Origin of the sequence: Erwinia sp. MYb416, assembly GCF_037479575.1 — a bacterium.
Classification (GTDB): Bacteria; Pseudomonadota; Gammaproteobacteria; order Enterobacterales; family Enterobacteriaceae; genus Erwinia; species Erwinia rhapontici.
This window is the reverse complement of the sequence record NZ_JBBGYT010000439.1, coordinates 305,507-318,239: the sequence shown is the minus strand read 5'-3', so window position 1 is coordinate 318,239 and position 12,733 is coordinate 305,507. Positions and strand designations below refer to the sequence as shown.

The following is a 12,733-nucleotide window of genomic DNA, read 5'->3' as shown; positions in this document are numbered from 1 at the left end:
ATTAACTGAGGGCAAGCGACAATGAACGGTTCACTTGATTTTAGCGTCATTCTGCATGGCCAGTACGGGCAGATGATCATCGACGGCATGCTGCTGACGCTGCAACTGGCGCTGGGTTCCTGGCTGCTGGCGATGGTACTGGCGATGCTGCTGGTGGTGATCCGCCTCAGTAACCTGCGCGTATTGCAGTGGCTGGTGGCCGCTTATGTCTCGTATCACCGCAATGTGCCCACGCTGATCCAGCTGATGATGTGGTATTTCGCCATTCCCACGCTGCTGCCGGAATCGGTGCAGATGTGGCTGAATGATTTCAACGCCGAATTTGTCTTCTCACTGGTGGCGCTGGGGTTGTGCCAGGCGGCGTATTTTTCCGAGGACATCCGCAGCGGCCTGCGTGCCACGCCGGAGGGGCAGACGGAAGCCGCCCGCGCCCTCGGCATGGGATATATGCAGTCGATGCATCTGATCATTCTGCCGCAGGGCATTCGTAATGCGTTACCTGCGCTGATTAACCACACGGTACTGCTGTTTAAAAACACCAGTCTGGCGATGGTGATTGGCGTGGCAGACCTGACCTACGTGACGCGGGAAATCGAAAACTACACCTTCCGTACCTTTGAAGCATACCTGGTGTCGACGCTCTGTTACCTGTTCTTCTCTCTGTTGTTGATGGGCGCGGGTGCGCTGCTGGCGCAACGTTTCCAACGTGTCTATGCGAGGTAACGTCTGATGACGGAAATGCTGACGATTTTACAGCAGAACGGCATGTTGTTCCTGATGGGACAGTATCCGAACGGCCCGCTGGGCGGGGTGCTCTGTACCTTACTGGTGTCAGTACTGGCGATTGTGTTTGCGCTGCCGCTCGGCGTACTGCTGAGCGTGGCACGTGTTTCACCTTACCGCTGGCTGCGCTGGCCAGCGACCGCCTGGGTGTACGTGCTGCGCGGCATCCCGCTGCTGATGGTGGTGTTCTGGACCTACTTTTGTCTGCCGCTGTTACTGGGGCACACCCTGAGCGGCTTCGGCACCATGCTGATCACCCTGGTGATCTATGAAAGTGCCTATATCGCGGAGATCGTCCGTGCCGGTATCCAGGCACTGCCGCCGGGGCAGTACGAGGCATCACGTGCGCTGGGCATGAGCTACACCCGCACCTTCCGTCTGGTGATCCTGCCGCAGGCGCTCTACAACATGTTACCAAGCCTGGTCAGCCAGCTGGTCTCGATTATTAAAGACAGCACGCTGGGCTATGTGATCAACGTTCCTGAGCTGACCTTTGCGGCCAACCAGGTCAACAACCAGCTGCTGACTAAACCTTTCCAGGTGTTTGCCATTGTGGCACTGAGCTATTACATCATCTGTTTCAGTCTGACGTGGCTGGCGAACTGGCTGGAGCGGCGCATTGCGCAGAAACGTAATCGCAGCCATCCGGTGGCCTCTTCACAGTCCGGCACGTTGCTGGTGACCAAACCCGTTATTGAGGAGTAAGGCATGCATCCGATTATCCGGTTTAATCAGGTTAATAAGTGGTATGGCGCGTATCACGCTCTGGCCGACCTCAACGCGGAAGTGAACAGCGGTGAGGTGGTGGTGGTGTGTGGCCCGTCCGGTTCTGGCAAATCTACCCTGATCCGCACCGTCAACCGCCTGGAGCCGATCCAGGAGGGGCAGATCGTGTTCGATGGTCATGATATTCACGGCAGCGGCATGCAGCAGAACAAGCTGCGGGCGCGCATTGGCTTTGTGTTCCAGAGTTTTAACCTGTTCCCGCATCTGTCGGTGGTCGACAACGTGATGCTTTCACCCGTGAAAGTGCTGGGGATGAAGCGCAGTGAAGCGAAGCAACAGGCGCTGGCTTTACTCGACCGCGTGGGTCTTGCACACAAAGCCAATGCCTGGCCCGCTCAGCTCTCCGGTGGGCAACAGCAGCGCGTGGCGATTGCCCGGGCGCTGGCAATGAAGCCCCCGGTGATGCTGTTTGATGAACCGACATCGGCGCTTGACCCGGAAATGGTCGGGGAAGTGCTGAACGTGATGCGCGGTCTGGCACGGGATGGCATGACCATGATGTGCGTGACACACGAAATGAATTTTGCCCGCGAAGTGGCGGACACGGTCTGGTTTATGGATGAAGGAAAGATCCTCGAAAAAGCCCGACCTGAAGACTTTTTTACCCGGCCCGCACATGAGCGCGCCCAGCGTTTCCTGACCGATCTGCGTCAGCACTGATCTCACCTGCACATTAACGGAGTCTGTCGATGATGAATAAGAAACTTCCGCTGTCGTGGGCGATCTGCCTGCCCTTACTGCTGAGTGCCACCCTGTCTGCGCAGGCTGATACGCTGTCTGATATTGCCAGCCGTGGTCAGCTTAACTGTGGCGTTTACGCTGATGTCCCGCCGTTCTCCTCACCGGATCCGAAAACCCGTCAGCTGGTGGGGATGGATGTTGACCTGTGTCAGGCGCTGGCGGGTCAACTGGGAGTCAAGGTGAACCTGATGCCGGTTTCCGTTGAAGCCCGTATCGCGGTGCTGACGACCGGGCGCGTGGATGTGCTGATCGCCAACCTCGCTTACACCAAAAGCCGTGCTGCGCAGATCCAGTTCAGCGATCCGTACTACATTGCGAAAGAGGTGCTGGTGGTGAAAAGCCCCAATGCCGATAAAACCCCGGCAGACTTCAAAGGCAAGCGCCTGAGTTCAACGAAAGGTTCCACCTCAGAACAATCCATTCGCATGGCGCAGGCTAAGCCGGTGACGTTCCAGGATACCGCATCGGCCTACTTAGCACTGCAACAGAATAAATCCGTGGGTTTTGTCACCAACGGTATGACCGCCACCCAGCTGGTTAACCGCGCTGCGGCTGACAATATCAAGCTGGCGATGATCAAAGAGCCGATGGCGCTGGAACCGGTCGCCGTTGGGATGAAAAAAGGCGATGAGGCGCTGCTGACCAAAGTGAATGCCGGATTGATGGCGATGGAGCAGGGGGGGGAAATTGACCGCATCTGGAACCGCTGGCTGGGGCCGGACACCGAATACAAAATGGTGCGTGAAGAGAAAGTGCAGCCGCTGAGTGAGCTGAAGTTCGTGCCGCTGGAGTAGCCCGGGAGGGACTTTCCCTGACCCGGGGGGATGGTCTGCACGACGGTCAACGTCAAGGTCAAGATCAACGTTAAGGTCAACGTCAAGGGCGTTTCGCTTTCCCGCTGCGCGGGCTGAGCGACCCAAGGCGGCCAGTCGCCGCCGCCCTGGGGACCCGGGCTTGCGGCAGGCGCATCGCCCGCTTTCAGCGGGTGCCATCGTCAGCTCCGCTCACCGACGGACTGGTCGTGACGGCACATCCCTGTGCCGGCTCTCCCTTTCACCGCCGTCCTGGCGGTTCGTCCTGGTTCACATCGCTTCCTCAGCGCTGCTTAATTGCCGCCTCAACGTCAAAACCCAGGTCAACATCCAAACCAATGCACAGAGAGCGCCATGTTGTTGCGGTTTTAAAACCCACAGCGAGCAACGGTTCTGCGGGGATGGGGCCAGATTGAGGTAAGCCGGACGTCACGCGACAGGACGTCGCGTGCCGAGGCCCGCAGGGAGGCGGATTTTGCCGATCCGGCGTGCTCAAACTGGCCCCGAACCTGAAGCCAGACTGCCCGCGACGACGTATATTCAGTAGCGACCGGATTTATCCGCATAAAGATGAGAGCCAGATCCCATTTTGTTATGGGAGTCATTGCCAGTTAATGCCGGAAATGATGATAATCGCGGCGCAACGGCTTTACAGGTTGCCCCCATTTTTTATTGCGGCATGTCACTGGTAAAGCAGGCAAGACCAAAATAAAAATGCATGACCTCTTTATTGAGGCGCATTTTTATTTTGGTCTTTTTTTTTGGTTTTTTTTGAGGGAATACCGTGGATTATAAAAAACTCGGCCATGAGATTTTAGCTCTCAGCGGCGGCAAAAATAACATCAGCAGGCTCACTCACTGTGCGACACGTCTGCGTCTTGAGTTCAGCGACCGCAGCCGGGTACAGGAGACGGAAATTGAAAAACTTCCGGGTGTGATCGGCGTGGTGGAAAGCGGCGGCCAGTTCCAGATTGTTGTGGGAAACCAGGTGCAGCAGACCTACCGTACGATGCTGGATGCTATTGGCAATGCCGCGCCAGGCGGCAAACCTGCGGCGGCAAAAGGCGGAATTTTCAGCCAGATTATCAGCGTGATTTCCACCACGTTCACCCCGGTCATCCCGGCAATCACCGGTGCCGGGATGATCAAAGCCCTGCTGGCGATTCTGAAACTGTGCGGGCTGATCAGCGTCAGCAGCACCACCTATCAGCTACTGGATACCATTGCTGATGCCGCCTTCTTCTTCCTGCCAGTGCTGCTGGCATACGGTGCGGCGATTAAGTTTTCCTGCAACCCCATCCTTGCCATGACGATTGCCGGGGCGATGCTGCACCCCAACCTGGCGCAAATGCTGGCGAAAGGCGGGGAGATCACCTTTATCGGGATCGACGTTCGTCTGGCCGATTATGCCGGCTCCGTGCTGCCCATCATCTTTACCGTGTGGATCATGTCGTGGGTGGAACGTTTCGCTGAACGCGTGTCGCCGTCGATGATCACTTTCTTTATCAAACCGATGATTGTGCTGCTGGTGACGGCACCGCTGGCGCTGGTGGCGATAGGTCCGTTTGGGATTTTACTCAATGACCTGGTGGCGAGCGGCGCGGCGGCGATTAACGGCAAGGCCAGCTGGCTGATTCCAATGCTGATGGGCGGGCTGCAACCCTTCCTGGTGATCACAGGCACCGCCTGGGCGATGACCCCCATCGCCACCATGCAGCTGACCCGCCAGGGATTTGAGACGATTAACGGCCCCGGTATGCTGGCCTCCAATATTGCCCAGGGGGCGGCGACGCTCTGTGTTGCACTGAAAACCAAAAATAAAGATCTGAAACAGCTGGCATCGTCCTCCGGTTTTACCGCGCTGCTGGGGATTACTGAACCGTCGTTATACGGGGTGACGCTGAAGTTAAAACGCCCGCTGATTGCCGCGATGATCGGCGGCGGCTGTGCCGGAATCTATGCCGGGTTAAGTGGGCTGGTGCGCTACGCCTTCGTCTCACCGGGCCTGGCGGCGTTGCCAGCGTTTATTGGTGAAAACCCGATGAATATTGTGCATGCGCTGGTGACCTGCCTGATCGCGGTGGTCGTCGCCTTTGCGCTGACCTGGATACTGGGTTTTGATGATCCCAAAGCCGCGGATGAAGCGACTGCCGAACCTGTGCCGGTGCAGGCAGCAGGTGCCTCGCCATCGACTCAGGTGAGTGAAACCCTGCACAGCCCTCTGAGCGGGCGTGTGCTGCCGCTGTCGGCAGTACCGGACGACGGTTTTTCTCAGGGGCTGTTAGGCCAGGGCGTGGCCATTGTGCCGGATCGCGGTGAACTGCTCTCGCCGGTTAATGGGGTGGTCGTGACCTTTCTGCCGTCGAAGCATGCCGTGGGAATTTTGTCGGACAGTGGCGCAGAGGTGTTGATCCACGTCGGAATCGATACCGTCAATCTGAACGGCACGTATTTCACCTCTTCATTACAGGTGGGCGATCGTGTCCAGACGGGGGATGTGCTGGTGACCTTTGATTGCGCAGCCATTACCGCCGCGGGATATGAACTGATTACGCCGGTGCTGGTGGTCAACAGTGATGACTATCAGATCGTGCAGAATCTGGCTACAGACCAGGTCAATGGCGGCTCAGCGTTGCTGGCCCTGACCCCAAAACAACAAGCGAGCGTATCATGATTTATCAACAATCCCAGCCTTTCCCGGACGGCTTCTTGTGGGGGGCATCCACCTCTGCCTATCAGGTGGAAGGGGCATGGAATGAAGACGGCAAAAGCCCGTCGATTATCGATATGTGCCAGCACCCGCAGGAGACGGCAGATTTTACCGTTGCCAGCGACCACTATCATCGCTGCATCGAAGATGTACAGCTTTTCGCCGAACTCGGACTGAAAGCCTATCGCTTCTCCATCGCCTGGACGCGCATCATTCCCGGCGGCGTCGGTGAGGTGAATGCGCCGGGGCTGGCGTTCTATGAGCGACTGATTGATGAACTAAACCGTCACGGCATTGAGCCGATTGCCACGCTTTATCACTTTGACCTGCCCTGGTGCCTGGAGGAACAGGGCGGGTGGGAGAACCGCGCAACGATAGCGGCATTTGTTGAGTATGCGCGTACGCTGTTCAGTCATTTTGGCGGCAAAGTGAAACACTGGCTGACTATCAATGAACAGAACACCATGATCCTGCATCCGGGTGCCATTGGCCTGCCACCCGGTGGTGAGCTGCCGTCGCCAGCGTCCCTCTGGCAGCAAAATCATCATATGATGCTGGCCCAGGCACAGGTGATGGCGCTGTGTCATCAGATGTTGCCCGACAGCAAAATTGGCCCGGCGATCAATACCACGTCAATGTATCAGGCCACATGCCGCCCGGAAGATGCTATCGCCGCGCATAACTGGGAAACCCTGCGCTGCTGGAGTTTTCTTGATGTGGCGGTGCACGGGCGCTATAACGCGCTGGCCTGGTGTTATCTGCAGGATCGCGGTCTTGCCCCACAGATGGCCGCCGGGGATGCTGAGATTTTACGCCAGGGTAAACCGGATTTTATTGCGATTAACTACTACTCGACCGCCACCATCGCCGCCAGTCAGGGTGATGCGTCGGATATCAGCGCACGTGCCGGTGACCAGCAAATCATGCTGGGCGAACCGGGTGTATATCGGGCAGCCGAAAATCCCTGGGTGGAGAAAACACCGTATGGCTGGGTGGTTGATCCGGTCGGGCTGCGTCTGACGTTGCGTAAAACCTGGGAACGCTATCATTTGCCGATTCTGATCACAGAAAACGGGATGGGCGCGCCGGATGTGCTGGAGGAAGGCGATATCATTGCCGATGATTATCGTATCGATTTTTTGCGTCAGCACATCGCGCAAATGCAGCTGGCGATAGCGGATGGCGTGCCGCTGATGGGGTATTGCCCGTGGTCAGCCATTGATGTGGTCAGTACGCATCAGGGCTATGGTAAACGCTACGGCTTTATATATGTGGATCGCGGCGAGCATGACGTGAAAGATCTACGGCGTATCCGCAAGGCCAGCTTCGGCTGGTATCAGCGGGTGATTGCCAGCAACGGCGCGACCCGGTAAAACAGAGCGCACAATCAGCAGCACAGGGGCCGGATGGCAGCACGATGGATAAAATGACCGTAGCAAAGGTGCTGAATAACAGTCTGGTGCTCTCCAGCACCGCTGACCATGACGAAGTCATCGTGATGGGGAAGGGCATCGGCTTTAACAGTAAGGTGGGTGATACGCTGGATGCGTCACAGATTGAGAAGATCTTTATCGTGCAGGGAAGCCAGACCCGCCGCGACTATCTGCGGGTGATTGAAAACGCGCCGGAGTCTTTGCTGCCGCTGGTGCAGGAGCTGCTCGATCGTGCCAGCGCCCAGTTAAACAGCCGGCTGAGTGAGCAGCTGTTTTTTACGCTGGTGGACCATATCAGCTTTGCTGTTGAGCGTTTTACAAAAGGGATTGCCATCCAGAACCGGCTGTTGTTTGAGGTAAAACGTTTTTATCCGCGTGAATTTGCCGTGGCGCAACAGGCGGTGCGGCAGCTTAACCAGCAGTTGAACATTGACCTGCCGGAAGAGGAGGCCGGGAATATTGCCTTCCATCTGGTTAACGGGCAAACCGATGTGCAAAACATGGAAACCACGCTGCTGTCGGTGAAGATGCTGAAAGATATTTTCAATATCATCAAGTATCACTTTCGCGTGGAGATCAACCGGGACTCCCTGAACTACCAGCGCTTCCTGACCCACCTGCAATTTTTTATTCAACGGATGGTGGAGGGGCGGCAGATCGCCAATAAAGACGATTTTATTTTCACCCAGGTCAAGGCTGAATATCCCGATCACTATCGCGCCAGTCAGCTGATTGGCGAGTATGTGTTTAACCTGTTGCAGGTGTCATTAACCAACGATGAGTTGCTGTATCTGATTATTCATCTGGTGCGCATTGTGACGCCGGATGAGGATCTGCCGCACACAGAATAAGTCCGGCTAGCGGCCGGATTATTTTCTTTTGTGGGCGACGGACATCATCGTGCGGTTGAGCTGTTGCTCGGCATGAGCATAATCGCTTTGCGCCACCACCACGAACAGGGCATCCAGAATGTTGAGCTGGGCGACGCGTGCGGCGGCGTTTTCACCGGTGAGCGGAGATCCCCGTGCCGTGGAGCACAATACCGTATCGGCCAGATTGGCCAGCGGCGAGCCGGAATAATTAGTAATAGCGATCACCGGCACCTGGTTGGCCTGTGCGGCTTTAACGGCTTCGAGAATATCTTTGGTCTGGCCGGAATGCGAAATCGCCAGCACCACATCATTTTTACCCAGTAATGAGGCTGACATCAGCATCATATGGGGATCATCCCAGGCGGTGGCGCGCGCACCAATACGCAGAAATTTATGCACCGCATCGCGGGCGATTTGTGCTGACCCTCCGAAGCCATAAAAATCACGCTGTTGCGCTTTCGCCAGCAGTTCGGCAGCACGTTCAAAGGCTTTCATATCGAGGATCGCCAGGGTTTCTTCCAGCGCCTGCGCCGAAGTGCGAAACACCTTGGTGACAATTTCCGCTGCCGTATCCGTTGGGGAGACTTCCTGATGCATTTCGGTGATCGGCAGGCGATTATATTCCGCCGCTTTACTGCGCAATTCTCTGAAGCCACTGAAGCCCAGTTTTTTTGCTGTTTTGACCACCATGGCTTCAGACATGTCGCACTGGCTGGCCACGTCTTTCAGGGCAACCCGTTCATGAAAGTCGTTTGAGAGCACCGCGTTGACCAGTTTCGTTTCCAGCGGGGTCAGCAGCGACACCATCATGCGTAACCGGGGGCCAATCGAACTTGCATCATCGGCAGAGTTGACCATGAGACACCTTATTTCCTTACTCAGTGTGTTAACGCGTAAACATATCATGACCCATAGAGTGGGGCTAATGTAATGATTTCCCACATTGATCGGGTGACGATCAATGTGGGTCATCTGTACGTCCATGAGGGGGCGTCAGACCTTATAAGCCCGTGTCGCCGTCTTCGCTTTCGCGCGTTCAGACATCCACTCTTTCAGCACCAGACCGCCGGAGGCCAGCAGCAGGATCGCCCCCCACAGCGCCAGCGTAATAAACTGGCTGAGATCGAGCAGTATGGATGCTGTCGACATCAGTTGCAGGATCAGCAGCGACAGGATCACGCCGCTCACTCTGCCAAATCCCCCTAAGGGATCTACACCACCCAGCACCACTGCGAGGATCGCCACCAGCAGGTAGCTTTCACCATAGGCCGCATTAGCCGAATCGAAGCGTGCCATCATGATGATCCCTGCGATACCGGCTAACAGGGAAGCGATCAGATAGACCCAGACCAGACTGCGTCGTGTATTGATGCCGGAATACTGTGCTGCCCGCTCGTTGGAACCTATCATCGCAATAGCATTACCCAGCGGGGTTTTATTGACGAATATGCTTAACGGGACGATGACGGCGGCAAAGATAAGCAGCGCCACAGGAATGCCGAGCAGCGTGCCATTACCGATAAAGACAATCGGCTCAGGGAAACCGGAAATCACATTGCCATGGCTGATACCAATCGCCAGCCCTTTTGCCGCGGTCATGGTGCCGAGGGTGGCCAGCATCGGTGGCACTCGCACGTACGCCACCAGTATGCCGTTGAGCAAACCTACCAGCGCGGCGACCACCAGCCCGGCACCGATCGCCGCAAACTGGACCATGCCCCAGGCCACACCCTGAGTTTCAGGGATCAGAGCGGCCAGCATATAGGCCACCGTCAGCGCGCACAGGTTAGCCGTGGCGATAATCGACAGGTCGATACCGCCAGACAGCATCGGGATCATCATAGCCAGCGCCAGGAATCCCAGCTCGGGGAGCTGAAAGCCCATCGACTGCAGCCCGGCGATGCCAAACAGTTTGTTGCCTTCCAGCAGGCCAAGGCCGATGACCATCAGGGCCAGCATCACCAGCAGGCGGGCATTGGTCGCCCCCACGCGGTGATGCAGGTTATCTAACAGGCCGTTGTTATGATTTTTCATGATGCCACTCCGGGTTCTGCCTGCTTGTGACGTTTGCGCGTTTCTCTCGCCATCATGATCATCGCGGTGATGATCACCAGACCGGTACTGAACAGCGACCAGTACGACGACACGCCGAGCAGGATTAGCCCATTTTGCAGAATCGCGATCAGCGCCAGCCCGAGTACGGTACCCAGCACCGTACCGGAACCGCCGGTCAGACTGGCACCGCCAATGACCACGGCCGCCACCACATCCAGTTCGCGCCCGACCAGCGCGGTAGGCGATACGGATTGCACCAGCTGCGCCTGCACCAGTGATGCAATACCTGCCAGCGCCCCCATATAGCCGTAGACCAGCATATTCAATCGGTAAACGTTAAACCCCACGCGCTGCGCCGCATCAGGATTGCCGCCCATGGCGTAGATTTGACGGCCTACATTGCTGCGGTTAAGCAGCAGCCACGTCAGCAGGAAGGCCAGGAACATGGCGATAATCTGGAAGTTCACGGCGTAAGGAATGCCGTCAGCATCGGTATGAAAAACAAATTCAAAGCCCGCCGTAAACCAGTCCGGCAGGGCGAAGATGTCAGCACCGCCGGTGACGGTCAGTAAAATGCCAAAGAACACGTTCAGCGTGGCGATGGTGATAATCAGCGCCGAGGTTCTGAGCGAATTCACCAGCAGGCCGTTAATCAGCCCAAGTGCGACCCCGAGCCCGACAGCGATGGCGAAAACCCCCACCCAGCCGATGCCGTAGTGGTTGGCCACCGTCAGTGCGGCAAACTGAGTAATCGAGGCCGTGGCCGCAAAGGAGATATCAATGCCTCCCGTGATGATCACCACCAGCAGGCCGACGGCGAGGATACCGATAAATGACGTTGCCCCAAGGACATCCACCAGATTTTGCAGCGAGGCAAACTCCGGGGTGAACAGGGTGAGGAAGATCACCATCAGCGTGATAACAATCAGCAACCGGCACTCGTGGGTATGGATGAAACGCTGGAAAAAATCACGCATTGACCGCCTCCTTCAATTCTTCTTCCGAGCAGCGACCTGGAATATATTCGCCGTTAAGCCGCCCGGCACGCATTACCAGCACGCGATCGCTGTGATAGTAAATTTCCGGGATTTCATCCGAAATCATGATGATGGCAATGCCCTGTGCGGCAAGGTTTCTGATTACGGCGTAAATTCCGTCTTTGGCGTGGATGTCCACGCCGACGGTCGGGCTGTCGAGGATCAGCAGGCTGGGATTTGTCGCCAGCCATTTGGCGAGCACCACGCGCTGCTGGTTTCCGCCGGAAAGCGTTTTCACTTTGTTCTCAGGATTGCCTGCTTTGATGGTCAGGGCGTCGATGCCGTGACGCACGGTGTCTGCATAGAGATCATCACGAATAAAACCGATTTTGTTGACCAGTTTTTCAATCACCGACAGGGTGATATTGGTGCTGATGGACTGTTCCAGCACCAGCCCGAGTGCCAGGCGATCTTCTGACAGATAAGCGATGCCGCGTTGAATGGCATCCCTGTTGGATCGCATTACTGCGACTTCACCATTCACGATAATCTCACCCTGTTCAGGGCGGGTGAGGCCAAACAGCGACAGCGCCAGCTCAGTGCGCCCGGAGCCGAGTAACCCGGTCAGACCAAGGATTTCGCCCCGGCGGACATCAAGGGTAATGTCGTGATATTCATCTTTGCGAGACAGCCCGCGAACCTCCAGCACGGTGTCGGTTTCCGGGCGATCTTTGGCAGCACACTGGTAGCTGAACTCTTTACCGGTCATCAGGGTGGCCAGCTTGCGGTCGGACATGTCTCTGGCATCATAAGTGCCGAGCATTTTGCCATCGCGCATCACGGTAACCCGGTCGGCAATTTCCAGCACTTCATCCAGACGGTGACTGACGAAAACGATGGTGATACCGCGTTCTTTCAGTTGCAGTGTCAGCTTCAGCAGGGCATCCACTTCGTGACGCGTCAGCGAGGAGGTGGGTTCATCCATAATCACCAGCCGCGCATCGGCAGCCATTGCCCGGCAGATAGCGACCAGCTGGCGTTGCGCGATAGAAATATCGGCCACTTTGTCGCCGAGTGGCAGCGAAACGCCGATGCGCTGCATGGCATCGCGGGCGAGCTGATGAACCTGTTTCCAGTTCACCTGGCGCAGGCCCCCCGCGTGCAGACCAATGGCAATGTTCTCGGCCACGGTCAGGTTGGGAAACAGTGACAGATCCTGATAAATCACCTGAACGCCAAGGCGGGTGCTTTCTACCGGCGTCAGGTGACTGATGCGATCCCCGGCAATGGTAATGTGCCCGCCGGGTTCAGGTTGATGCACCCCGGACATGATTTTAATGAGCGTGGATTTACCGCAGCCATTCTGCCCGCACAGGCAGTGTACCTCGCCTTTTTCTAGCGTGAGATTGACGTTCGACAGGGCATGAACCCCGCCAAATATTTTTGATATTCCATTCAGCTGTAAAAAAACGGACATCAGGCTACCCCTTTCATTAATTTAGGGTACAAGGAATCGGCAAAGGGGGCCCTGGCGCCCGATGCCTGTCAATAATTAACGGTGTGT

General features: G+C 56.5%; 11 protein-coding genes. 7 read left to right on the top strand and 4 right to left on the bottom strand.

Annotation, left to right across the window (positions count from 1 at the left end; all coding sequences use genetic code 11):
- Positions 1 to 21: 21 nt before the first annotated feature.
- From WH277_RS20295 to licT, 7 genes are all read left to right on the top strand, one after another.
- Positions 22 to 723 carry an amino acid ABC transporter permease gene (locus WH277_RS20295; RefSeq protein WP_133841587.1) on the top strand — a complete coding sequence of 234 codons (702 nt, stop codon included), beginning with the start codon at positions 22 to 24 and terminating at the stop codon, positions 721 to 723.
- 6 nt (positions 724 to 729) lie between these two features.
- Positions 730 to 1,488, top strand: a complete 759-nt coding sequence (locus tag WH277_RS20290; RefSeq protein WP_133841588.1) for an amino acid ABC transporter permease — start codon at positions 730 to 732, stop codon at positions 1,486 to 1,488.
- Positions 1,489 to 1,491: 3 nt separating this feature from the next.
- A complete protein-coding gene (locus WH277_RS20285) occupies positions 1,492 to 2,229 on the top strand; it encodes an amino acid ABC transporter ATP-binding protein (RefSeq protein ID WP_133841589.1) in 738 nt (245 codons plus the stop codon).
- Between the two features lie 32 nt (positions 2,230 to 2,261).
- Positions 2,262 to 3,104, top strand: a complete 843-nt coding sequence (locus WH277_RS20280; RefSeq protein ID WP_200643493.1) for an ABC transporter substrate-binding protein — start codon at positions 2,262 to 2,264, stop codon at positions 3,102 to 3,104.
- Positions 3,105 to 3,906: 802 nt separating this feature from the next.
- Positions 3,907 to 5,796: a beta-glucoside-specific PTS transporter subunit IIABC gene (locus WH277_RS20275; RefSeq protein ID WP_339506667.1), complete on the top strand. Its 1,890-nt coding sequence runs from the start codon at positions 3,907 to 3,909 to the stop codon at positions 5,794 to 5,796.
- On the top strand, positions 5,793 to 7,205 hold the full coding sequence (locus tag WH277_RS20270; RefSeq protein WP_133841592.1) for a glycoside hydrolase family 1 protein: 1,413 nt from the start codon (positions 5,793 to 5,795) through the stop codon (positions 7,203 to 7,205). Before WH277_RS20275 ends, WH277_RS20270 begins: the two co-directional genes overlap by 4 nt.
- 53 nt (positions 7,206 to 7,258) lie before the next feature.
- A complete protein-coding gene (gene licT / locus WH277_RS20265) occupies positions 7,259 to 8,116 on the top strand; it encodes a BglG family transcription antiterminator LicT (protein ID WP_171149208.1) in 858 nt (285 codons plus the stop codon).
- 18 nt (positions 8,117 to 8,134) lie between these two features.
- Here licT and WH277_RS20260 read toward each other — a convergent pair whose 3' ends face one another.
- The 4 genes from WH277_RS20260 to WH277_RS20245 form a co-directional block, all read right to left on the bottom strand.
- Entirely contained in the window at positions 8,135 to 8,995 is an 861-nt protein-coding gene (locus tag WH277_RS20260) for a MurR/RpiR family transcriptional regulator (protein ID WP_133841593.1), read from the bottom strand.
- 135 nt (positions 8,996 to 9,130) lie between these two features.
- Entirely contained in the window at positions 9,131 to 10,171 is a 1,041-nt protein-coding gene (locus WH277_RS20255) for an ABC transporter permease (protein WP_339506664.1), read from the bottom strand.
- Positions 10,168 to 11,169, bottom strand: a complete 1,002-nt coding sequence (locus WH277_RS20250) for an ABC transporter permease (RefSeq protein WP_167863670.1) — start codon at positions 11,167 to 11,169, stop codon at positions 10,168 to 10,170. Before WH277_RS20250 ends, WH277_RS20255 begins: the two co-directional genes overlap by 4 nt.
- Positions 11,162 to 12,646, bottom strand: coding sequence for a sugar ABC transporter ATP-binding protein (locus WH277_RS20245; protein ID WP_339506662.1), 1,485 nt, complete (start codon positions 12,644 to 12,646; stop codon positions 11,162 to 11,164). Before WH277_RS20245 ends, WH277_RS20250 begins: the two co-directional genes overlap by 8 nt.
- Between the last annotated feature and the right edge of the window lie 87 nt (positions 12,647 to 12,733).